This window comes from Burkholderia sp. Se-20378 (assembly GCF_017104665.1).
Classification (GTDB): domain Bacteria; phylum Pseudomonadota; class Gammaproteobacteria; order Burkholderiales; family Burkholderiaceae; genus Burkholderia; species Burkholderia lata.
This window is the reverse complement of the sequence record NZ_JAAGPG010000048.1, coordinates 1-22,787: the sequence shown is the minus strand read 5'-3', so window position 1 is coordinate 22,787 and position 22,787 is coordinate 1. Positions and strand designations below refer to the sequence as shown.

The following is a 22,787-nucleotide window of genomic DNA, read 5'->3' as shown; positions in this document are numbered from 1 at the left end:
ACGCCGGCCCGATGGGCGCGACGCCATGAAAAACGGCACGCAGGCTGGCCCGATCGCCCTGCCCGCGTGCCGTCGCGGCACCGCGCTGCCTGCCTGCGCGTTAGCGGCGCCGCACGACCATCAACCGCGGCTCGGTCATGTCCTCGATCGCGTAGCGGATCCCTTCGCGGCCGAGGCCCGAATCCTTCACGCCGCCGTACGGCATGTTGTCGACGCGGAACGACGGCACGTCGTTGATCACGACGCCGCCGACCTCCAGCTCGTCCCACGCGCGCTGCGCATGCGTGAGCGAATCGGTGAACACGCCGGCCTGCAGCCCGAAGTCGCTGTCGTTCACGCGTGCGAGCGCATCGTCGAAGCGGTCGAACTTCTCGAGAATCGCGACGGGGCCGAACGCCTCCTTCCGGTACAGGTCCTGCTCGCGCCCGACGTTTTCCAGCAGCGTCGCCTCGAACATCGCGCCGTCGACCTTGCCGCCCGCGACGATCTTCGCGCCCGCCGCGACGGCCGCGTCCATCCAGCCCGACAGCCGGCGCGATTCGGATTCGGAGATCATCGGGCCAACGAACGTAGACGGATCCTTCGGATCACCCATCTTCAGCGAACGCGTCTTCACGATCAGCTTCTCGCGCAGCGCGTCGTACAGATCGGCATGCACGAGGATCCGCTGCACGCCGATGCAGCTCTGGCCCGACTGGTAATACGCGCCGAACGCCAGACGCTCGACCACGTAATCGAGCCGGTCGCGCTGGTCCGCATCGACGATCGCGGCCGCGTTGCCGCCGAGCTCCAGCACGACTTTCTTCTTGCCGGCCTTCTCTTTCAGCGCCCAGCCGACGGCGGGCGAACCCGTGAACGACAGCAGCTTGAAACGCTCGTCGGTCGTGAACAGGTCGGCGCCGTCGCGATGCGCGGGCAGCACCGAGAACGCGCCCTTCGGCAAGTCGGTTTCCGCGAGCACCTCGCCGATGATCAGCGCGCCGATCGGCGTGCGGCTCGCGGGCTTCAGCACGAACGGACAGCCGGCCGCCAGCGCGGGCGCGACCTTGTGTGCGGCGAGATTCAGCGGGAAGTTGAACGGCGAGATGAACGAGCACGGGCCGACCGGCACGCGCTTCGTGTAGCCCGTATAGCCCTGCGCACGCGCGGAGATCTCGAGGTTGATGATTTCGCCGTCGATACGCACTGATTCTTCGGACGCCACGCGGAACGTGTCGATCAGCCGCGTGACTTCGCCCTTCGAATCGTTGATCGGTTTGCCGGCCTCGATGCACAGCGCTTCGGCCAGCTCGTCGAAGCGCTCGCGAAAGCGCGCGACGCAATGGTCGAGCACGGCCTGCCGCTTGAAGGCCGGCAGCTCGCGCATCGGCTTCGCGGCATCCACTGCCGCGCCGATCGCCGCGTCGATGGCCTTCGCGTCGGCCAGCGCGACACGCGTCGCGACCTGGCCGCTGAACTTGTCCGTCACCTCCAGATCGGTGTTCGCGTAGACGGCTTCGTTGGCGAGGTAGTACGGATAGGTTTCCTTCAACATGGAACGACTCCTTCCTGTGAGCGGGACATTCAGAGTTGCGCCGACAGGCGCTTGATTTCGCGGTTCAGCACGCGCTCGTTGTCCGAGTAGTCGATCGGCACGTCGATCACGTGCACGCCCGGCGACGCGAAACATTCGCGCAGCAGCGGCTCGAGATCGTCGGCCGATTCCACGCGATGCCCGTGCGCACCGTAGCTTTGCGCATACGCGACGAAATCGGGGTTCTGCAGCGTCATCGCGAAATCGGGGAAGTTCATGTTCTCCTGCTTCCAGCGGATCATGCCGAACGCGTCGTCGCGCAGAATCATCACGACGAGGTCGAGCTTCAACCGCACGGCCGTTTCGAGCTCCTGCGAATTCATCATGAAGCCGCCGTCGCCGCACACGGCGATCACCTTGCGCTGCGGATGCACGATCTTCGTCGCGATCGCCGACGGCAGGCCCGCGCCCATCGACGCGAGCGCATTGTCGAGCAGCAGCGAATTCGGCTCGTGCGCGCGCCAGTAGCGGGCGAACCAGATCTTGTACATCCCGTTGTCGAGACACACGATGCCGTCGACCGGCATGGCGTTGTACAGATCGTTGACGATCCGCACCGGGTACATCGGGAAGCGCGGATCGTGCTGGCCCTTCTCCAGATGGGCGTCGAAATGTTCCTTGATCATCTCGAAGCGCGCGAAATCCCAGTGCGACTGCGGCGCGAGCGCCTCCTTCATCTGCCACACCGCGTTCGCGATGTCGCCCACCACCTCGATCTGCGGGAAGTAGACGGGGTCGACCTGCGCGCCGAGGAAGTTCACGTGGATCACGGTCTTGTCGTCGGTACGCATGAAGAACGGCGGCTTCTCGATCACGTCGTGACCGACGTTGATGATGCAGTCCGCATGCTCGATCGCGCGGTGCACGAAATCGCCGTCGGACAGCGTCGCGTTGCCGAGCCACAGCGGGTGCGTCTCGTCGATCACGCCCTTGCCCATCTGCGTCGTGAAGAACGGGATGCCCGTCTTGTCGACGAATTCGAGCAGCATCTTGCAGGTGGTCTTGCGGTTGCCGCCCGCGCCGATCATCAACAGCGGATGGCGCGCGGCCTGGATCGCGTCGACCGCATGCGCGACCGCCTTCTCCTCGGCCACCGGCCGCCGGCTGTAGCTGCGCGGGATCGGCTTGCCGTCGCCCTCCTCGTGCGCGATGTCTTCCGGCAGTTCGAGGTGCGCAGCGCCCGGGCGCTCTTCCTCCGCGCGGCGGAACGCCTCGCGCACGGCCGACGGGATGTTGCCGATCGACACGATCTGCCGCGTGAACTTCGTGAGCGGCTGCATCATGTCGACCACGTCGACGATCTGGAAGTGGCCCTGCTTGCTGGACTTGATCGGCTTCTGCCCGGTGATCATCAGCATCGGCATGCCGCCGAGCTGCGCATACGCGGCGGCCGTCACGAAGTTCGTCGCGCCGGGCCCGAGCGTGGCGATACACACGCCGGTGCGGCCCGTCAGGCGGCCGTAGGTGGCGGCCATGAACCCGGCCGCCTGCTCGTGCCGGGTCAGCACGAGCTTGATCTTCGATCGCCGCAGCGATTCGAGCAGATCGAGGTTTTCTTCGCCGGGAATGCCGAACACGTACTCGACGCCTTCGGCTTCCAGCGCCTTCACGAACAGATCCGATGCTTTCATGGGGACTCTCGGTTGATGCCGCCTGCCCGGCCTACGGACACGCAGCGTTCAGAACGCGCGCCGGCCTACGGCACGCGGACGCTTTACCTACTGGACACAAACCACGGCACTGCCCGCCACGCAACACGCGCTGCACGGCGGCGCCTCCGGAAGCCGGAGGACAAACGGACCCGCCCGCGCGCGGCAGGCACGCACGGGCGGCAAAGACGTTTTTGATTGTAGACGGATTCGGAAGATCCCGACTTCGGCCTAACGGCCAATCGGCACGCAAACCAAGCGCGCGGCCCTACTGTAGCGGCAACGAAACTCAACACACCAGACATGTGAACCATGGTTGACATATTGCAATCCATGCCCTACTGTGCGCCTACGTTCAGCATCCGGACCACCGACGTCTTCGACGCCTGGTTTGCCGGCCTGCCGGATCGCGTCGCGAAGCGCCGCATCCAGGCGCGCATCGACCGCCTCTCGATGGGCAATCCCGGCGACTGGAAGTCCGCCGGCTCGCCGGTCGTCGAGATGCGGATCGACCACGGCCCCGGCTATCGCGTCTACTACGTGAGGCGCGGAACGATCTGGGTCATCCTGCTCTGCGGCGGCGATAAATCGACGCAACAGGCCGACATCCGCGCCGCGCACGCGATGCTCGCGCATCTCGACATGGAGTAACCGATGGACAAGATCAGCACCCGGCCGTGGGATTCGGCCGATCATCTGAAAACCGAAGACGACATGGCCGACTACTTCGAAGCGTGCCTGCAGGAAGCCGGCGACGATCCGGCCTTCATCGCGCACGCGCTCGGCGTGATCGCGCGCGCACGCGGCATGTCGCAGGTCGCGCGCGATGCGGGCCTGTCGCGCGAAGGGCTGTACAAGGCGCTGTCGCACGACGGCAACCCGAGCTTCGGCACGATCCTGAAGGTCATCAAGGCGCTCGGCCTGCAACTGCACGGCTCGAAAGCGCACGCATGATGCGCGGGTGCGGGCCGTCACGCCCGCCGCGCGACACCGGTGGCCGCGTCAGTGCAGCCATCCGGCCGCCCAGCGCGGTACCAGCGACACCAGATACAACCCGAGCCCGATCAGCCCGCCGACCAGCGTGCCGTTGATGCGGATGTATTGCAGATCCTTGCCGATGTTCAGCTCGATCTGCCGCGACATCTCGCGCGCATCCCAGTTGCGCACCGTGTCGCGGATGTGGCGCATCAGGAAATCCGCGAAATCCGGCGCCATCTCGTGCACGGCCTTTTCGACGTGCTCGTTCAGCGACGCGCGCAATGCCGGGCTCTCCGAGAGCCGCGCACCGAGCCAGCCGCCGAGCATCGCGGCCTGCCGGTGCAGCGCCGAATCGGGGCGCGCGAGATCGGCCTTCAGCCACGCGCGCAACTGGTCCCACAGGTCGCGCACATACTCGTTGAACGCGGCGCCGTCGCGGATATAGCGCTTGATCTCCTCGCCCTTCTCGATGAACGCGGGATCGTGCTTCAACCGTTCGGTCAGCCGCAGAACCGTCCGGTCGAAGCGCTGCCGCAGCTCGTGCTCGGGATCGGCCGCCACGCCTTCCAGCACGCGGCTCACCGCGCTCGCGAGCATCCGCGCGCCGTTCTCGCCGAACCACTGCGTCGGCATGATCTTCTCGACCTTCGGGTACTGCGTCTTCAGCCATTCGACGATGAAGCCCGCGATCACCTCGCGGTTCTCCTCCTTGTCGAGCACGTCGACCACCTGTTCGATCGCGTCGTCGAGCAGCGCCTGGTGACGGCCGTCCTTCGTCAGCGTGTCGAGGATCGCGCCGGCCGATTGCGACAGGTCGACCCGGTCGATCACCGCGCGAAACGCGTCGTGGACGAACGACTGGATCCGCGCGTCGTCGGTCATGTCGAGCGCGAAACTCATCAGCTTCGTCACATAGCCGCCGAGCGCCTCGGTGTTCGCCGGCTCGCCGAGCCACGCGCCGAGTTTCTGCGCGGGATCGTGCTGGCGGATCTGCGCGGCAAGCGCATCGGGGCCGAGGAACTTCTCGCGCACGAACACCGCGAGGTTGTCGGCGATCTTGTCCTTGTTCTTCGGAATGATCTCGGTATGGCGCGACACGAACGGGATCGGCACGCGGCGGAACAGCGCGACGACCGCGAACCAGTCGGCAAGCGCGCCGACCATCGCAGCTTCGGCCACGGCCTTGACGCCGTCGACCCACGGGCCGCGCGGCAGCAGGATCGTCGTGACGAATACCGCGACGGCGGCCAGCAGCAGCCACAGTGCGCGGCGCTTGCTGCGTTTCAGTTCGAGGGCTTTGTCTGGCGTCATGGGCAACCGGTCGGGCGAACGATGCCGCCAATATGCACCGAGTCGGCGGCCGCCGACAAATGACCGGCCCTTTTTTATGACCTGATCACGGCGGCAGCCAGCCGGGCGGCCGAGCGATTCACACCCCGTTTTTCAGCCGACAGCCCACCCGCCTCCGGCTGGCTTCCTCCCTTCGCAACGACCGCCCCGACCCGTCCAGTCGCCCGCTCAGCCTTGCCAGCCGGACTGTCTCTCAATTTCGCGTTTACCCGGATAGCACGACGTCGTCGCGTCCGCTCAGACTGTATTCAAATTTCGAGACACTGTCTCTCATATAGAGACGAATATCATGCTCAAGACACTCAGCAGCGCGCTGCAACTGATGCAGTACTTCACCGCCCAGCAGGCCGTATGGGGCGTCCGCGAACTCGCGAAGGAAAGTGGCGTGCATCACGCGATCATCCATCGCGTGCTTGCGACGTTCGCGGCCGAGGGCTATCTCGTGCAGGACGATGCGGGCCGCTACGCGCTCGGGCTGCGCTGGTTCGAGATGGGCGAGATCGTGCGGCGCTCGCTGTCGCCGTCGCAGATCGTCGAGCCCGCGCTGCACCGGCTCGCGCAGCAAAGCGGCGAGACCGTGTTCCTGTCGCTGCTCGACGGTTACGAAGGGCTGTGCCTCGACATCGCGCACGGCGACCAGCAACTGCGCTTCTCGATCGAGGAAGGCCAGCGCTTCGCGCTGCATGCGGGCGCGCACGGCAAGGCGATCCTCGCGTTCCAGCCCGATGCGATGCGCGACGAAGTTTTCGCCCGTGCGACGAAGTCCGGCCAGGCGGTCGACCGCGCGGCCATCGAGGCGCGCCTCGATGTGATCCGCGAGAACGGCTGGGCCTACACCCGCGAAGAAGCCGCCACCGGCGTCGCGGGGCTCGCGGTGCCGCTCACCGCAAAGGGCAGCCGCTCGGTCGCCGGATCGCTCGCGATCTCGGGGCCGATGCAGCGTCTCGACGAATCGGCCGTGCCGCGCCTGCTCGATGCGCTGAACGACGCGCGCCGCAAGATCGAAAGCGTGCTCAGCCTGATGCGCTGAGCACGTTCCACCACCCGTTACCGCTGTCGCACACCACAACAAACGACAGGCATCCGGAGGAGAACCCATGAACGCCCTTCAAGACGCGCCGGCCGGCGAACCCGCCGCGCCCGCCACCCCGCCCGGCGCCACGCGCGTCCGTTTCGCCGAACCCGTACTGCTGATCGTGTCGGTCCTGCTATCGGTGCTCGGCGCGATCATCGGCATGCAGCTGATCGTGTCGCTCGGCATCTCGGCGAACACGTCGATCATCGGCGCGCTGATCGCGATCGTGTTCTCGCGCATCCCTCATGAACTCGCGCGGCGCTTCCGCGTGCTCGAACGCCAGAACCTCGTGCAGACGGCCATCTCGTCGGCCACGTTCGGTGCGGCGAACTCGCTGATGATCCCGATCGGCGTGCCGTACGCGATGGGCATGCCCGAACTCGCGACGCCGATGCTGATCGGCGCGCTCGCCGCGATGCTCGTCGACGGCACGATGCTGTACCTGCTGTTCGGCAGCCGGATCTTCCCGGCCACGGGCAGCTGGCCGTCGGGCGTCGCAACCGCCGAAGCGATCTGGGCCGGCGACCGTGGCGGCCGCAAGGCCGCGTTCCTCGGAATCGGCGTCGCGGTCGGCGTGGCCGGCGCGTGGCTCGGCATTCCGATGTCCGCGTTCGGCGCGGCATTCCTCGGCAACCTGGCGGCGCTGACGATGTTCGGCCTCGGCCTGCTGATCCGCGGCTACTCGGTCGCGCTGACCGGCGTCGACATCGCGAAGGCCTACATCCCGCACGGCGTGATGATCGGCGCGGGCATCGTCGCGATGCTGCAGGTGTCGACCGAGATCCGCCGCGCACGCCGTGCGCCGGTCGACGACGCCGGCACCGGCGACGTGTCGCCGCTGCGCGCAGGCCGCATCCTCGGCCTCGGCTACGTCGTCTACATGCTGATCGCGCTGGTGATCGTCGGCTGCACGGGCGGCTTCTCGGAGATGTCGACCGGCATGCTGATCGTGTTCGTGCTGTATGCGGCGTTTTCGGCGTACATCCACGAGCTGATCGTCGGCATCGCCGCGATGCACTCGGGCTGGTTCCCCGCCTTCGCGGTCGCGCTGATCACGCTGACGATCGGCATCCTGATCGGCTTCCCGGCGCCCGCGCTCGCGGTGCTGGTCGGTTTCTCGGCCGCGACGGGCCCCGCCTTCGCCGACATGGGCTACGACCTGAAGACCGGGTTCCTGCTGCGCGGCTCGGGCCAGGACCCGGCGCTCGAAATGGCCGGCCGCCGCCAGCAGTTCCTCGCGGCGACGCTCGGCTTCGTCGTCGCCGGCATCGTGGTCGTGCTGTTCCACCACGGCTTCTTCAGCCGCGACATGCTGCCGCCGGTCGATCGCGTCTACGCGGCGTCGATCAAGGCCGGCTCGTCGTGGGACATCGCGCGCGACCTCGCGATCTGGGCCGTACCCGGCGCGCTGCTGCAGTGGCTCGGCGGCGCGAAGCGCCAGCTCGGCGTGCTGCTGTCGACCGGCATGCTGCTCACGTCGCCGCTCGCGGGCTTCGCCGTGCTGATCGGCCTCGCGATCCGCTTCATCCTGCTGCGCACGCGCGGCGAACGCGACATCGCCGAGATGAGCGCATTCGCGGGCGGCGTGATCGCGGGCGACGCCCTCTTCAGCTTTACGCGCTCGCTCATCAAGCTCAAGTAATCCGTTTCACCGACAGGACTTCAGATGGACATCACTGCAATCCGCGCCGATACGCCGCTGACCGCATCGACGATCTACCTCGATACGGCCGCCGCGTCGCTGCCGCCCGAGCCCGTGCTCGACACCGTCAACGCCTATCTGCGCGACACCGGCCGCGTCGGCATCTACCTGCCCGCGTTCCGCAAGGCCACCTATGCGCGCGTCGATGCCGTGCGCACGCAGCTCGCCGCGTTCCTCGGCGCGCAGGCCGACGAGATCGCATTCACGAAGAACGCGACCGAAGCGATCTCGCTCGTCGCGCAGGGGCTGCGCTGGCAGCCGGGCGACGAAGTACTCGTCGCCGATACCGAGATGCTCAGCAACCTGCTGCCGTGGAAGCGGCTCGAAGCGACGCACGGCATCGTCGTGAAGATGATCGCCGCGAACGACGAAGGGCTGCTCGCGCCGGACGCATTCGCGCAGGCCATCACGCCGCGCACGCGCCTGCTCACGTTCTCGCACGTGCCGAACTCGTCGGGCGCGCTGCAGGACGCCGCCGCGCTGTGCGCGGTCGCCCGCGCGCACGGCGTGCTGTCGCTCGTCAATGCATCGCAAAGCGTCGGGATGGTCGAGACCGACGTGCGCACGCTCGGCTGCGATTTCCTCGCCGGCTGCGGCCGCAAGGCGCTGCGCGCGACGGAAGGCTCCGGCTTCCTCTACGTGCAGCGCGACCGGATCGACGCGCTCGAACCGGTGCTCGCCGGCTGGTGGAACGGCGCGTACGACCGGACGACCGGCGCGCTGTCGTTCGTCGCCGGTGCGAAGCGCTTCGAAGCCGGCTGCCCGATCGTGCCCGCGATCCTCGGCCTCGGCGCCGCGCTCGACTATGCGCAGCGTATCGGCGTCGCGCAGATCGAGGCGCGCGTGCGCGACCTCACCGCCTACGCGGTCGAACGCTTCGCGACGCTGCCCGGCTTCGAGCTGTACGGCCCGCGCGATGCGGCGCGCCGCATCGGCATCGTGCCGTTCAACCTGCGCGGCATCGATCCCGCGACGATCGTCGCGGCGCTCGAGGCGCAGCACTGCATCATCGAGGCCGGCAACTTCATGGCCGATGCGATCCTCGCACGCTACGGCGTGTCGACGATGGCCCGCGTGTCGCTGCACTACTTCAATACCCGCGAAGAAATCGACCGCGTCGCCGACCTGATCCGCGCGGCAGCCCGCTAATCCCCGCCCTACCCGACCCGACTACCGATACAGAAACAGGAGCCACCATGAACCAACGCTTTCTGCTGATGAGCAGCTCCCGCAAGGACGCGCTCGGTTATCTCGAACACGCGACCGAACAGATCCACGCGCTGTTCCGCCACGAAGCGCGCAAGATCGTCTTCGTGCCGTACGCCGGCGTGTCGTTCAGTTTCGACACCTACGAAGGGATGGTGAAGCCGGTGTTCGAGAAGCTCGGCTATGCGCTCGAATCGCTGCATCACAGCTCCGACCCGCGCAAGACGATCGAGAATGCCGACGCAATCGCGGTCGGCGGCGGCAACACGTTCGCGCTGCTCAAGCGCATGTACGACGCGAATATCGTCGACGCGATCCGCGCGCGCGTGCACGCCGGCGTGCCGTACGTCGGCTGGAGCGCGGGCAGCAACGTCGCGTGCCCGACGATCCGCACGACCAACGACATGCCGATCGTGCAGCCGCCGACGCTGCGCGCGCTCGGCCTCGCGCCGTTCCAGATCAACCCGCACTTCATCAGCGGCAAGCCGGCCGGCCACAACGGCGAGAGCCGCGAGGAACGCCTCGGCGAATTCCTCGACATCAACGCGCCCGAGCAGGTGTTCGCGCTGCCCGAAGGCTCCGCGCTGCTGTCCGACGGCACGACGGGCACCGTGCTCGGCGAGCGCGGCGCGCTGCATTTCGCGAGCAAGACCGACGTGCGCACGCTGGCGGAAAACGCCACCTTCCCACTCGCGTCGATCACGGGCCCGGCCGGCATCGACTCGTGGCCTGACTTCCAGAAATAAGCGCCGGATATCCCTTTTAAAAAAACAGTCCCATATCGGTTAGGAGACCTTTTCATGAAGAAGCAGCTTGCCGGACTCGCGCTGTTGGCCGGCGCGACGGGCGTCGCGCATGCCCAGTCCACCGTGACGCTGTATGGCGTCATCGACGTCGCGATCGGTTACCAGACGCACACCAACCCGTCCGGCGACCGCACGATCGGCCTGCAACAGGGCAACGAGGGCTTCCTGTCCGGCAGCCGCTTCGGGCTGAAGGGCAACGAGGCGCTCGGCAACGGCTGGAAAGCCGGCTTCACGCTGGAGAACGGCTTTCTCGCGAACAACGGCAAGCTCGACCAGCAGGGCCAGCTGTTCGGCCGCCAGGCGTTCGTGAAGCTCGGTCACGAGCGCTGGGGCGAGCTCGCGCTCGGCCGGCAGTACACGACCGGCAACACGATGCTGTACTACGTCGATCCGCTCGGCGTGGGCGCCGCACCGACCAATTCATGGCAGGTCTACCTGGTCGGCCAGCGCTACGACAACGCGGTCAGCTACACCGGCACCTACGGACCGATGCAGGTGATCGCCGAGTACGCGTTCGGCGGGATCGCAGGCGACACGCGGGCACGCTCGTCGATGTCGCTCGGCGTCAAGTACGAATCGGGCCCGGTGACGCTGATCGGCGATGCGCAGCAGACGCGCGACACGCAAAGCCGCCGCGCGCGGATCTACCTCGCCGGCGCGAAAGCCGCGATCGGCAGCGTGAACGTGTTCGCGAACTACCTGCACAGCGATCGCGACGCCGGCTTCGATTCGTCGAACGGCGGCGCCGACACCGCGTCGATCACGAGCATGGCGTCCGGTTCGCCGACCGCCGCCGTCACGATCAACTCGGTGTTCGACTCGCATCGCCGCGACGACTTCTTCACCGTCGGCGCGAGCTGGCGTGCGACACCCGTATGGAATTTCGTCGTCGCGGGCATGCACAACCGCACGCTCGCCGACGGTTTCAACGGCGCGCGCAGCACCGTGTACGGCGTCGCCGACTACAGCCTCAGCAAGCGCACCGACGTGTACGTCGCGACGTCGTACGAATGGACGCGCGGCGGCTGGTCGGGCCTGTTCGGCAACACGACGACCAATGCGGCCGCCGCGACAGGCGCCGCACTCAACGGCCGCAACGAGCAGCTTTCCGTGCTGCTCGGCCTGCGGCACTTCTTCTGACCCACCGCGCATTCGACCGATGCGGCCCGCGGCGCGGCGCACGACCACCGCATCGGCAACCTGAATCAAGAGGCATTCGATGGCACTGAAACAGACCCTCGTCATTTTCGACGCGCTCGATGGCGCGACCGTCAACGGGCAGCATATTGCCGCGCTGTTCGCGCCCTACGCGGCGCACGGCGTGACGGTCGAGGTCACCACGGTCAACAACGAGCCGCCGGAAGACCCGGCGAAGACGACCGACTTCATCACGATCGTGATTCCCGGCTCGCACGGCAAGACGGCCGGCGGCGATGCTCGCACGCTCGGCATCGTCGGCCGCAACGGCGCGATCGGCGCGCGGCCCGCGAAGTTCGGGATGGTGTCGGACGCGGACGGCCCGATCGGCTCGCTCGCGGCCGCGCTGAAACTCGCGGAGATGAAGGCGAACGGCGACGTGCTGCCCGGCGACGTGATCGTCACGACGCACCTGTCGACCGATGTATCGATGAGCGAGAACAACGGCGTGCCGTTCATGGGGATGCCGGTTTCGTCGGCCACGATGAACCGCTACGAAGTGACGCCCGACATGGATGCGATCCTGTCGCTCGATGCGTCGAAGGGCAACCGGATCGTCAAGCAACGCGGCTTCGCGCTGTCGCCGACCGCGATGCAGGGTTACATCCTGCGGATGGCGCCGGATCTCGTGTCGATCATGGAATCGACAACCGGCATGCCGGCCGTCACGTTCCCGATCTCGCTGCAGGACATCACGCCGTACGACAACGGGCTGTCGCACTTCAACAGCATCATGCAGCCGCACGTCGGCACCGACAAGCCGGTGGTCGGTGTCGCGATCACCGCGCGCGCGGTGGTCGGCGGCAGCGATTCGAGCGCGAGCCACGAAGTCGATCTGGCCGAAGCCGTGCGCTTCTCGGTCGAAGTCGCGAAGCGCTTCACGGCCGGCGCGTGCGAGTTCTACGACGCGAACGAATGGCGCAAGATCCGCCACGCGTATCCGGATCTCAGCGTGTTCCAGGGGTACGGCAAGGCCGCTTGACGAAGGAGCGCACGGCGCGGCCGGATGATCGGGCCGCGCCGCGCGTCCGCCGTTACATGAACGTCTTCAGGTTCACGGCCGGATCGGCGAGCTTCACCGGATCCGGCACCGCCCCCGCCGCAATCAAGCGGCGGGATGCGCCGATGTCGCGTCCCAAGTTCGCCGCGGCCACCGCGACGATCTTGCCGTCATCGCCCAGCCCGAATACCGTGAACGGCCCGTTCGCCGGGTCGCCGCGCACGACGATCGTGCGCTCGCTGCCGAACAGCCCGAGCATCTGCAGGTTGCAGTCGTACTGATCGGACCACAGCCACGGCAGCTCGGCATAAGTCTCGTCGGCGCCGAGCAGGTTCGCAGCCGCGACGGCCGGCTGGTTTTCGGCCACCTGCCACGATTCGATCCGCACGCGACGCCCGAGCAGCGGATTGAAGTGCATCGTCACCTCGCCCGCCGCGAAGATCGCGGGATCGACCGTGCGGCAACCTGCGTCGACGCGTATCCCGTTGTCGACATCGAGCCCCGCCGCCTGCGCGACCTCGACATTGGGCACCACGCCGATGCCGACCACGACGAGGTCGGCCGGCACGTCGCCATGATCGGTCTCGACGATCGCACCGCCGCCCGGCGCGCGACGGATCGCGCGCGGCAGCGTCGCCATCTGGAAGACCACGCCGCGCGCATCGTGCAATTGATGCGCATACGTACCGACCACTTCCGGCAACGCACGCTGCAGCAGGCGCGGCGCCGGATCGATCACCGTCACGTCGCAGCCGAGCTGGCGCGCCGCCGCCGCAACCTCGAGGCCGATGAACCCGCCGCCGAGCACCGCCACGCGGCGTCCCGGCGCAAGCTGCGTGCGCAACGCACGCGCATCGTCGACCGTGCGGACGTAATGCGGCTTGATACCCTCGTCGATCGCACCACCGAACGTGCGCACCCGCGAGCCCGTCGCGAGCACGAGCCGCGCATAAGGCAGCGTCGTGCCGTCGTCGAGCCGCACGCGCTGCGCATCGCGCTCGATCGCATCGACGCGCGTGCCGAGCCGCAGCTCGATGCGCTGCGCGTCGTACCACGCCGCATCGCGCACGAATGCCCGCTGCTCGCCGCCGTCGGTCAGCAACGCGTCCTTCGACAGCGCAGGCCGGTCGTACGGCAGCTCGCGCTCCGCGCCGATCATCAGGATGCGCGCCGCCGCATCGCGTTCGCGCAGCGCTTCGGCCGTGCGCCGCGCCGCATGCCCGGCGCCGACGATCACGAACGGATCAGCCGACATTGACTTCCACCTGCCCGTCGACGATCCGGATCGGATAGGTCCGCACCGGCTCGGTGATCGGCGCGCATTTCGGCGCACCGGTGCGGATGTCGATCAGCCCCTGGTGCAGCGGGCATTCGACGCAGCCATCCTCCACATAGCCTTCCGACAGCCGTGCATGGCCGTGCGTGCAAAGGTCGTGCATCGCGAACAGTTCGTCGCCGATCCGGAACACGGCGATCGGCTTCTGGCCGGCGACGCGCGCCGCCGGTTCGTCTTCGGAGAATTCGTCGAAAGCGCCAAGCGGATGCCACTCGGCGAGCGTTGCTTCGGTCATGTCTGTTCCTTGCTTCCGTATCAGATCGGGGTAGCGAGCAGCGTCTGCACGCGCGACGTGTCGTAGATCACCCGCTTGGTCTTGTAGCGCAGCCCGTCCGGCGTGCGCACGACCGTGTCGTAGTACTTGCCGGCCTGGTACACGTTCGACTCGCCGTTGCTGCGCGTCTGCACGACGACGTAGTTGCTCTCGGTGTCGATCTCGCCGTCGCGTTCGGCGACGATCGTCAGGCCCGACGTCATGTGCCGGTACGTGTGCTCTTCGTAGATGTTCGCGTGCCGCAGCGACACCACGCGGTCGCGCAGCATCCGCTGGTTCGTGCAGTGGACGATCCCGACCGGCAGCCCCAGGTCGGCGTTTTCCTTCGGCACGATTTCGTACGTGCAGTCCTCGGTGAACATCGTCGGCCATGCTTCGAGCCGGTTGTTGTCGAGGTGCCCGATATAGCGGTTCTGGAGCATGTAAATCTCGAACCACGTCTTCATGTCTTCCGTCAGGTTTTCCATCATTCCGCGCTCCCGCTTCAATAGCCCATCAGCTTCTGGTAGCCGACCCAGAACTTGCGGATCAGGCTTTCGGTGATCACCGTGTCCTGCTGGTCCGGATTGCCGCGCGACATCTCGATCACCGACGTCGCGTCGCCGTCGCGCACCGTGCCGCGCTGCACGAGCTCGGTCGCCTCCGTGTCCTCCATCGAGATGTAGCCGGCCGGCCCGACGAGGTTCGCCTGCTTGATGCGCAGCGCGCGCAGCTCGGGCGTATCGTCCGTATAGCCGAAAAAGTGGAAGATCAGTTCGAAGTTGTCGGGGCCCTTCGGCAGGATCTGCCGTGCGACCAGCGTGTTGTGGATCTGCTGGATCACGAGCTGCGGGAAGATCGGCTGGATATGGTTCGTGCAGTCCTCGTCGTATTCCGACACGAGGTCGAGAATCGATTCGTCTTCCAGATGGAAACCTTCGTCGAACGAGCGGATGTTCTGCTGCTTGTACGCGGCCGACGTGTCGTCGCCCGTCTTCGTCACCGTGATGATGCTGTGCAGCCCGTGGTTCGCATCCGGAATCGAGCGCGCCTTCATCCCGACGCGGAAGATGTTGAAGGTCGTATGGAACAGGTGCAGCATGCTCGCGTGATACGGGTCCTTCACGTTCTCCATGTACAGCTTCCAGTTCGACTTCGAATACTGGCGCGTACAGCCGAGATACTCGATCGGCTTGTGGAAGATCCGGTCGATCCACGGCCGCATCTGCTCGCCGAGATAGTCGGGCAGCGGCATCACGTCATCGCTGAAGGTCGCGAACACGAGCCCTCGATAGCTGTCGACGCGCAGCTTGCGCAGCCCGTGCTGCTTCGGGTCGAAGTCGGCCGGCATCCCGGACATCCCCTTCTGGCCGCGCCGGAACGGCACGCCGAGCAGGTTGCCCGCGTTGTCGAAGCTCCACTGGTGATAGACGCACGTGTGCGAGCTCGCGTTGCCGCGCGACTTGCGGCACACCTGCGCGCCGCGGTGCGCGCAGCGGTTCACCCATGCGGACAGCGTGCCGTCCTCGGTGCGCGTGACGACCACCGGCGTATCGCCGACGAACGTGCTCTTGAAGTCGCCGGCGTTCGGGATTTCCGCTTCCAGCGCGACGAAGTTCCACGTCGGGCCGCGGAAGATGCGTTCCTGCTCGCGATCGTAGACCGCGCGCGAGCTGAACACCTTGTACGGCACGCGCGAGCCGTCTTCGTGCGGAAAGTTCACGTCGGATGCGTCGTCGCGCGTGGCGAAAACGACGGGCGATTCTGTCTGCTCCATGTCGGACTCCTGGTCGATCCGTTTCGTTGAATGCATGGAGCCGATTTTTGAAAAGCTAATATTCGCCGTCTATCCGGAAAGTGCGATTGCGGCGGTGCAATATCCACTTTCGGCGGATTTCTGCGCTAGCATGACGGCACATACGACCCCGCGCACGATCGCGACCCATTGATCGGATCGAAGCGCTGGCCGTCTACACCAAGGCTGATGCCCATGTCCCCAACGTCGTTCGAGCCGCTCGCGCTGCGCGCGCACCGGCTGTTCGAATCCCGCGATCTCGACGAGACGCGCGAGCGGATCTCGCGCGTGATGCAGCCGCATGCGCTGCTGCCGAACGGCCGCACGCATGGGGCGTCGCACATGGATTTCGTCCGGCTCGGCGGGCTCGGGATCGGCACGATCGCGTTCGGCGACGCGATGCGCGTGCAGGTCGACGCGGTCGACGGCTACTACCTGCTGATGTTCTGTTTGTCCGGCCAGGCCGAGGTGCGTGCGATGGGGCGGCAGCTCGGCGTCGACGGCAAGACCGGCGTGCTGTGTGCGCCTGGCGAACGCTTCGACGCGGTACTGTCGGCCGATTGCGAGCAGTTCGTGCTGCGCATCGACGCGGCGACCGTCGGCTCGCTCACCGGCGACCCGCGCGCGACACTCGATCCCGTGCTGCATGTCAGCGATGCCGCGCTTGCAGCGTGGCGCCAGCAGCTGATGCTCGTCGCACGGTCGCCCGAACTGCTCGAACGCGCGAACGCGAACCCACGCGTCGCGTCCCAGCTCGAGCACCTGCTGATCGACCTGCTGATCGAAGGCCACCCGCCGTCCGTGCTGCAGGCGTCGCACCGCGACCCGGCGCCGGGCTTCGTGCGGCGCGCGCAGGAATTCGTGAACGCGCACTATGCGCAGCCGCTGCAGCTCGCCGATATCGTCCAGGCCGCCAACGTGCCGGAACGGACCCTGCGCGACGCGTTCCTGCAGTTCCGCGGAATGAGCCCGATGCAATACCTGCGCGCGACGCGGCTCGACCATGCGCGCGAGCTGCTGCGCGGCTCGACGTCCGACCGGCGGATCGCCGATGTCGCGCTCGATTGCGGGTTCACGCACCTCGGGCGATTCGCGATCGCGTATCGGGAGAAGTTCGGTGAATCGCCGTCGGAAACGCTCGACGGGAAGCGCTGACGCCGCGTACGCTCGCGCGGCCGGCGGCTTGCACGGCCGGCTCTCGACCCTGCCCGGAACGACATGAAACCGCGACGCCCTCGCCGCGTCTGCGGGTGCCTGTCGAAACAGACCGTTAGTTGCGATTCACGGAAGCAATGACGAGTCACCCCGCCGGCACGATCATTTCCCGCGCAATCGCACAAAACGCAGCCGTGGCGGCGCTTTCGCCGTGCAGCCGGCGGCTCATGATGATCGGCGACGTCGCGGCCGGCTCCGGCAACCGCCGGTAGACCACCCCCTTCACGCGCACGCCCTCCACACTCTCCGGCACCAGCGACACGCCGACCTGCGCAGCCACCAGCCCGAGCGCCGTCTGCAGCTCGCGCACCTCGTGAACGGCCGCCGGCACCAGCGCGCCGTCGCGCAGCGCGGACAGCTGCTGATCGGCGAAGCTCGGCCGCGGCGTGCTCGGATAGACGATCAGCGTCTCGTTCGCGATATCAGCGAGCGTCAGCGGCCGGGCCGGATCGGCCAGCGGATGCCCGATCGGCAGCGCCGCGATCAGCTTTTCCTCGATCAGCGCCTCGCGCACCAGCTGGTCGTCGTCGAAGCGCAGCCGGCCGAAACCCACGTCGATTCGCCCGCCCTTCAACGCGCCGAGCTGTTCGAGCGTGAACATTTCGATCAGCGACAACTCGACGTCTGGCTGCGCCTCGCGAAACGCGCGGATCACGTCCGGCAGCGCGCCGTACAGCGTCGACGGCACGAAGCCGATCACGATCCGCTCCGACAGCTGCGCGAGCCGCCGCGTCAGCGGGCCCAGCTCGTCGGCCTGGTCGACGAGGCGCTTTGCCTGCGCATAGAACACGCGCCCCGCATCCGTCAGTTTCAGCGGCCGCGCACCGCGCTCGAACAGCGGCAACCCGATCTCGTCCTCGATCGCCTGGAGCTGGCGGCTGAGCGGCGGCTGCGTCATGTGCAGCCGCTCGGCCGCCCGCGTAATGTTCATTTCCTCGGCGACGGCGATGAAGTAGCGGAGCTGACGCAATTCCATTTCATGCCTCAAAGGTATGGAAGTAGTCGGAAAGAGTGTTGGACGACGCGGGGCGGAAATTCCTACCATGTGCACCAACAGGAGGAATCGCATGATAGCAACTGCCGCCACCATCGAACGCATCGACACGCTGCTCGTCGACGTGCCGACGATTCGGCCCCACAAATTGTCGGTCGCGACGATGAATTGCCAGACCCTCGTGCTGGTCCGTGTTCGATGCACGGACGGTATCGAAGGCGTCGGCGAGGCGACGACCATCGGCGGCCTCGCGTACGGCGAGGAGAGCCCCGAAAGCATCAAGGTCAACATCGACACCTACTTCGCGCCGCTGCTGCAGGGCATGGACGCGACGCGTCCGGGCGCTGCGCTGGCGCGGGCCCGCAAGCTGTTCCAGGGCAACCGCTTCGCGAAGTGCGCGATCGAAACCGCGCTGTTCGACGCGCAGGCGCGCCGCCTCGGCGTGCCGCTGTCCGAGCTGTTCGGCGGCCGCCGGACCGATGCGGTGGACGTCGCATGGACGCTCGCGAGCGGCGACACGCAGCGCGACATCGCGGAAGCCGAAGCGATGCTCGACGCGCGCCGCCACCGCGCGTTCAAGCTGAAGATCGGCTCGAATGCGGTGGCCGACGACGTCGCACACGTGATCGCGATCAAGCGCGCGCTCGGCGAGCGCGGCGACGTGCGCGTCGACGTGAACCAGGCATGGAGCGAAACCGATGCGATCTGGGCCGGCGCACGGCTTGCGGAAGCAGGCGTGAGCCTCGTCGAGCAGCCGATCGCCGCGACCAACCGCGCGGGGCTGAAACGCCTCACGCAGCTCGCACAGGTGCCGATCATGGCCGACGAGGCGCTGCACGGCCCCGTCGACGCGTTCGCACTCGCGCAGGATCGCGCCGCCGACGTGTTCGCGGTGAAGATCGCGCAATCGGGCGGCCTGCAGGGTGCGGCGAGCGTCGCGTCGATCGCGGCGGCGGCCGGCATCGAACTGTACGGCGGCACGATGCTCGAGGGCGCGGCCGGCACGATGGCGTCCGCGCAACTGTTCAGCACGTTCGATTCGCTGAAATGGGGCACCGAGCTGTTCGGCCCCCTGCTGCTCACCGAGGAAATCCTCGTCGAGCCGCTGCGCTACGAGGATTTCAAGCTGCACCTGCCGGCGACGCCCGGCCTCGGCATCACCTTCGACTGGGCCCGCATCGAACGGATGCGACGCGACGCCCGTTGACCCCACACGACAACCGAAACCGGAGACACAGATGAACAAGCAAGCCATCGACGCACTGCTGAAGACCTTCGACGACGCCGCCGAGCAGCCGGGCAACCCGCGCGTGCGCGCGATCGTCAACCGGATCGTGAAGGACATCTGCTACACGATCGAGGACTTCGACGTGCAGCCGAGCGAATTCTGGACGGCGCTGAACTACCTGAACGAAGCCGGCAAGGAGCTCGGCCTGATCGCCGCCGGTCTCGGCCTCGAACACTTCCTCGACGTGCGGATGGACGAAGCCGAAGCGAAGGCCGGTATCCAGGGCGGCACGCCGCGCACCATCGAAGGTCCGCTGTATGTTGCGGGTGCACCGGAATCGGTCGGCCATGCGCGTCTCGACGACGGCACCGATCCGGGCCAGACGCTCATCATGCGCGGCCAGGTGCTCGGCCACGACGGCGCGCCGGTCGCGAACGCGCTGGTCGAGGTGTGGCACGCGAACCATCTCGGCAACTACTCGTACTTCGATCAGTCGCAGCCGGCGTTCAACCTGCGTCGCTCGATCCGCACCGACGCCGAAGGCCGCTACAGCTTCCGCAGCGTGCTGCCGGTCGGCTACAGCGTGCCGCCGGGCGGCAAGACCGAACAACTGCTCGACCAGCTCGGCCGCCACGGCCATCGTCCGGCGCACATTCACTTCTTCGTTTCGGCGGACGGTTATCGTAAGCTGACGACGCAGATCAACATCGATGGCGATCCGCATCTGTGGGACGACTTCGCCTTCGCGACGCGCGAAGGGCTGATCCCGGCAGTGAAGCAGGCGGAAGGCGCGGAAGGCAAACCGTATGGCGTCGACGGGCAGTTCGCGCTGATCGACTTCGACTTCTCGCTGCTCAAGGAAAAGCAGGACGTGCCGGGCAGCGAAGTCGAGCGGGCCCGCGCGCAGGCGTGAGCGGCCTTCCGATTCGACGAACCGATAACGCAAGGAGTGCAGGATGTTGTTTCATGTGGAAATGACCGTCCGTCTGCCGACCGACATGGATCCGGTCAAGGCGGCCACGCTGAAGGCCGAAGAAAAGGCGATGTGCCAGCGGCTGATGAACGAAGGAACCTGGCGACACCTGTGGCGGATCGCCGGGCAATATGCGAACGTCAGCATCTTCGACGTCGAAAGCGTGCAGCAGCTGCATGACCTGCTGAGCCAGCTGCCCCTGTTCCCGTATATGGAGATGGAAGTGCGGGCGCTGTGCCGGCATCCTTCCTCGGTGCGGGAAGACGATCGGTAAGTGAACCCGAATCGCGGCCGTCGACGACGGCCGCGCACTGGACGACACGGGCATGCCCGTGTCGTTTTGCATTCGGCCACTGCGCGGCCGGGCCGCATCGGGATACGCGGCAAGCGTCACCCCGCCAGATGCGCCCCGTACCCCACCTTCCCCGGTGCGATCTCCGCCTTCAGCGTCAACGCCGGAATCTCGTAATCGCCCGCGTTCTGCCGCCGGAACGGGATCGGCTGCGTGGTCCAAAGCGCATCCAGACGCTTGCCGAGCGCCGCTCGCGTTTCGTCGAAGCGCGCGTCGTTCATCTTCCCGGTACGGTAGATCACGAACGGCGGCAGCACGTCGAAACCCGGGTAATACAGCATCCCGTGCTGGATCGGGAACAGCACGTCGTCGATCGGTCCGTTGATCCCGCGCGGGCTGTAATGCGATTCCCACCCGCCCGCCGTGACGATCACCATCGCGCGCTTGCCGGCGAACGAGCCCTCACCGTAGCGATCGCCCCAGTGCGTATCGGAATGCTCGCCGACACCGTACGCAAAACCGTAGGCATACACGCGCTCGAACCAGCCCTTCATGATCGCCGGCATCGAGAACCACCACAGCGGGAACTGCAGGATCACCGCATCGGCCCACCTCAGCTTGTCCTGCTCGCGCACGATGTCTTCGCGCTGCGTGCCGGCCGCAAACGCGTGCTTCGAGTCGTTCGACGGATCGAAACGCGCGTCCGGCTCGCGCCGGGTCATGTCGTCCGCGTCGAACGCCGCCTTCCAGTTCATCGCATACAGGTCGGTCACCTGCACCGTGTGGCCGGCCGCTTCGAGATGCTCGACGGCAAAGTCGCGCAACGCGCCATTCAGCGAGCGCGGTTCGGGATGGGCATAAACGATCAGCACATTCATGTTCGGTACTCCGTGGATTGAATGACTGCAGGATGCCGCGACCAACGGTATATTTGAAATGAATTCCTGATATTCCAGGTATAGCCATGAATAATCTCAGACGACTCGATCTCAATCTGCTCGTCACGCTGGACGTGCTGCTCGTCGAGCACAACGTCACGCGTGCAGCCGAGAAACTGAACATGTCGCAGCCGTCGGTGAGCGTGCAGTTGCAGAAGCTGCGCGACGTGTTCGGTGATCCGCTGCTGCTGCCGGGGCCGCGCGGAATGCGGCCGACCGCGCGCGCGGAAGCGCTGCGCGAGCCGTTGCGCGATGCGCTCGAAGCAGTCGAGCGCGCAGTGATTCCGGCCACGCCGTTCGATCCCGCGACCGCGACGAACACATGGCGCGTGGCCGCGACCGACTACGGCGAATCGACGATCGTGCTGCCCGCGCTGAACACGCTGCGTTCGGCCGCGCCCGCCACGCGCCTCGCCGTGGTCGAGCTGGTACCACCGCGCATCGAGCAGGATGCCGAACGAAACGGCATCGATCTCGCCTTCCATACAACCGAAGGGTCGCCGCCCGGCATGCGGCGCTTGCCGTTGTTCGCCGAGCGTTACGTGCTCATCGGCCGCGCCGGGCACCCGAAGCTGAAGCGGCGCCCGACGCTCGCGCAGTTCGGCACGCTCGAGCACGTGGTCGTGTCGCCCGACGGCGGCGGCTTCTTCGGCGTGACGGACGAAGCGCTAGCAAAGGTGGGCGCGACGCGGCGCGTCGTGCTGTCGGTGCCGCACTTCCTGTTCGTGATGTCGGCCGTGGCCAGCACCGATCTCGTCGCGATGCTGCCCGAGCGGCTGGTGCGCGACGTACCCGCATTGCGGGTGGTGGAAGCGCCGGTCGAGGTGCCCGGCTATGAAATGTCGATGCTGTGGCACGAACGCGTGCATCGCGATCCGGCGCATCGGTGGCTGCGGGAGACGATCGCGGCAGCGGTTTAGATGGGTCGCCCGCCCGGTGCGGCCGCCCGCGTCGATCTCCGTCGCACGAAATCCTTCATCCGGGGCTTGAAACCGCGCCAAACACTGTATATATTTACAGTGCTTTTGCACCATTTGACCCGAATTCCGTCATCCACAGACGAACGGACTTTTGTGAGGCGACCATGTTCCAGGCATCCGCATTCGATCCCGAGCAACCCGGCTTCAACCCCGTCCACTTCGAGCGCGCCGCGCAGCGGGCGGTCGTCGATCTGCAGCGTGTCGCGGGCGGCCCCGCGCAGCGGGCGCTCGGCCTGCGGCGCCGCAC

At 66.8% G+C, this 22,787-nt stretch carries 22 protein-coding genes and 1 pseudogene; 14 read left to right on the top strand and 9 right to left on the bottom strand.

Annotated elements, in window-relative coordinates; all coding sequences use genetic code 11:
- Positions 1-100: 100 nt before the first annotated feature.
- Positions 101-1,534 carry an aldehyde dehydrogenase family protein gene (locus G3N93_RS08990; RefSeq protein WP_206132826.1) on the bottom strand — a complete coding sequence of 478 codons (1,434 nt, stop codon included), beginning with the start codon at positions 1,532-1,534 and terminating at the stop codon, positions 101-103.
- A gap of 29 nt (positions 1,535-1,563) precedes the next feature.
- Positions 1,564-3,204 carry an acetolactate synthase large subunit gene (locus G3N93_RS08985; protein WP_206132825.1) on the bottom strand — a complete coding sequence of 547 codons (1,641 nt, stop codon included), beginning with the start codon at positions 3,202-3,204 and terminating at the stop codon, positions 1,564-1,566.
- Between the two features lie 351 nt (positions 3,205-3,555).
- On the opposite strand from G3N93_RS08985, the gene G3N93_RS08980 reads away from it, so the two are divergent.
- Both G3N93_RS08980 and G3N93_RS08975 read left to right on the top strand, forming a co-directional pair.
- Entirely contained in the window at positions 3,556-3,873 is a 318-nt protein-coding gene (locus G3N93_RS08980; RefSeq protein ID WP_241026469.1) for a type II toxin-antitoxin system RelE/ParE family toxin, read from the top strand.
- A gap of 3 nt (positions 3,874-3,876) precedes the next feature.
- Complete coding sequence (locus tag G3N93_RS08975) at positions 3,877-4,176, top strand: addiction module antidote protein (RefSeq protein ID WP_039344756.1); 300 nt, start codon at positions 3,877-3,879, stop codon at positions 4,174-4,176.
- Positions 4,177-4,224: 48 nt separating this feature from the next.
- Here G3N93_RS08975 and G3N93_RS08970 read toward each other — a convergent pair whose 3' ends face one another.
- Positions 4,225-5,511, bottom strand: a complete 1,287-nt coding sequence (locus G3N93_RS08970; RefSeq protein WP_174938769.1) for a DUF445 domain-containing protein — start codon at positions 5,509-5,511, stop codon at positions 4,225-4,227.
- A gap of 328 nt (positions 5,512-5,839) precedes the next feature.
- Between G3N93_RS08970 and G3N93_RS08965 the strand changes: the two genes are divergently transcribed.
- The 6 genes from G3N93_RS08965 to G3N93_RS08940 all read left to right on the top strand — a co-directional run bounded on the left by G3N93_RS08965 (position 5,840) and on the right by G3N93_RS08940 (position 12,518).
- Complete coding sequence (locus G3N93_RS08965) at positions 5,840-6,580, top strand: IclR family transcriptional regulator (RefSeq protein ID WP_206132824.1); 741 nt, start codon at positions 5,840-5,842, stop codon at positions 6,578-6,580.
- Between the two features lie 67 nt (positions 6,581-6,647).
- Positions 6,648-8,267 carry an OPT/YSL family transporter gene (locus G3N93_RS08960; RefSeq protein WP_206132823.1) on the top strand — a complete coding sequence of 540 codons (1,620 nt, stop codon included), beginning with the start codon at positions 6,648-6,650 and terminating at the stop codon, positions 8,265-8,267.
- Between the two features lie 24 nt (positions 8,268-8,291).
- The gene (locus G3N93_RS08955; protein ID WP_206132822.1) at positions 8,292-9,476 is read left to right on the top strand and encodes an aminotransferase class V-fold PLP-dependent enzyme; all 1,185 of its coding nucleotides are present in this window, start codon (positions 8,292-8,294) and stop codon (positions 9,474-9,476) included.
- A 47-nt stretch (positions 9,477-9,523) separates the two neighbouring features.
- Entirely contained in the window at positions 9,524-10,279 is a 756-nt protein-coding gene (gene pepE / locus G3N93_RS08950) for a dipeptidase PepE (RefSeq protein ID WP_206121364.1), read from the top strand.
- Positions 10,280-10,333: 54 nt separating this feature from the next.
- On the top strand, positions 10,334-11,479 hold the full coding sequence (locus G3N93_RS08945) for a porin (protein WP_206121365.1): 1,146 nt from the start codon (positions 10,334-10,336) through the stop codon (positions 11,477-11,479).
- 79 nt (positions 11,480-11,558) lie between these two features.
- Positions 11,559-12,518 carry a DUF1177 domain-containing protein gene (locus tag G3N93_RS08940; RefSeq protein ID WP_206132821.1) on the top strand — a complete coding sequence of 320 codons (960 nt, stop codon included), beginning with the start codon at positions 11,559-11,561 and terminating at the stop codon, positions 12,516-12,518.
- Positions 12,519-12,570: 52 nt separating this feature from the next.
- On the opposite strand, the gene andAa is transcribed toward G3N93_RS08940, so the two are convergent.
- Genes andAa through andAc form a run of 4 tightly spaced genes read right to left on the bottom strand, consistent with a single transcriptional unit; the run spans position 12,571 to position 15,902 of the window.
- Positions 12,571-13,791 carry an anthranilate 1,2-dioxygenase system ferredoxin--NAD(+) reductase gene (gene andAa / locus G3N93_RS08935; protein ID WP_206132820.1) on the bottom strand — a complete coding sequence of 407 codons (1,221 nt, stop codon included), beginning with the start codon at positions 13,789-13,791 and terminating at the stop codon, positions 12,571-12,573.
- On the bottom strand, positions 13,781-14,107 hold the full coding sequence (gene andAb, locus G3N93_RS08930; RefSeq protein ID WP_006479527.1) for an anthranilate 1,2-dioxygenase ferredoxin subunit AndAb: 327 nt from the start codon (positions 14,105-14,107) through the stop codon (positions 13,781-13,783). The genes andAa and andAb overlap by 11 nt, the downstream gene beginning before the upstream one ends.
- Before the next feature lie 20 nt (positions 14,108-14,127).
- A complete protein-coding gene (gene andAd, locus G3N93_RS08925; RefSeq protein WP_011355917.1) occupies positions 14,128-14,616 on the bottom strand; it encodes an anthranilate 1,2-dioxygenase small subunit AndAd in 489 nt (162 codons plus the stop codon).
- A gap of 14 nt (positions 14,617-14,630) precedes the next feature.
- Positions 14,631-15,902 (bottom strand): anthranilate 1,2-dioxygenase large subunit AndAc, encoded by a 1,272-nt coding sequence (andAc, locus tag G3N93_RS08920; protein ID WP_206132819.1) that lies wholly within the window; start codon positions 15,900-15,902, stop codon positions 14,631-14,633.
- Between the two features lie 213 nt (positions 15,903-16,115).
- Here andAc and andR point away from each other — a divergent pair, with 213 nt between their 5' ends.
- On the top strand, positions 16,116-17,075 hold the full coding sequence (gene andR / locus G3N93_RS08915) for an anthranilate 1,2-dioxygenase regulatory protein AndR (protein ID WP_174938786.1): 960 nt from the start codon (positions 16,116-16,118) through the stop codon (positions 17,073-17,075).
- A 145-nt stretch (positions 17,076-17,220) separates the two neighbouring features.
- On the opposite strand, the gene G3N93_RS08910 is transcribed toward andR, so the two are convergent.
- Entirely contained in the window at positions 17,221-18,111 is an 891-nt protein-coding gene (locus G3N93_RS08910) for a LysR family transcriptional regulator (RefSeq protein ID WP_174938788.1), read from the bottom strand.
- 91 nt (positions 18,112-18,202) lie between these two features.
- On the opposite strand from G3N93_RS08910, the gene G3N93_RS08905 reads away from it, so the two are divergent.
- The 3 genes from G3N93_RS08905 to catC are packed head-to-tail and all read left to right on the top strand — an operon-like array spanning position 18,203 to position 20,604.
- Positions 18,203-19,336: a muconate/chloromuconate family cycloisomerase gene (locus tag G3N93_RS08905; protein WP_206121368.1), complete on the top strand. Its 1,134-nt coding sequence runs from the start codon at positions 18,203-18,205 to the stop codon at positions 19,334-19,336.
- A 31-nt stretch (positions 19,337-19,367) separates the two neighbouring features.
- Complete coding sequence (gene catA, locus G3N93_RS08900) at positions 19,368-20,270, top strand: catechol 1,2-dioxygenase (RefSeq protein WP_174938790.1); 903 nt, start codon at positions 19,368-19,370, stop codon at positions 20,268-20,270.
- A gap of 43 nt (positions 20,271-20,313) precedes the next feature.
- A complete protein-coding gene (gene catC, locus G3N93_RS08895; RefSeq protein ID WP_011355923.1) occupies positions 20,314-20,604 on the top strand; it encodes a muconolactone Delta-isomerase in 291 nt (96 codons plus the stop codon).
- A 116-nt stretch (positions 20,605-20,720) separates the two neighbouring features.
- On the opposite strand, the gene G3N93_RS08890 is transcribed toward catC, so the two are convergent.
- Positions 20,721-21,500, bottom strand: coding sequence for an NAD(P)H-dependent oxidoreductase (locus G3N93_RS08890; protein ID WP_206132818.1), 780 nt, complete (start codon positions 21,498-21,500; stop codon positions 20,721-20,723).
- 86 nt (positions 21,501-21,586) lie between these two features.
- Here G3N93_RS08890 and G3N93_RS08885 point away from each other — a divergent pair, with 86 nt between their 5' ends.
- The gene (locus G3N93_RS08885) at positions 21,587-22,480 is read left to right on the top strand and encodes a LysR family transcriptional regulator (protein WP_206132817.1); all 894 of its coding nucleotides are present in this window, start codon (positions 21,587-21,589) and stop codon (positions 22,478-22,480) included.
- A gap of 164 nt (positions 22,481-22,644) precedes the next feature.
- Positions 22,645-22,787: pseudogene (locus G3N93_RS08880) on the top strand (DUF2471 family protein); the annotation flags it as partial.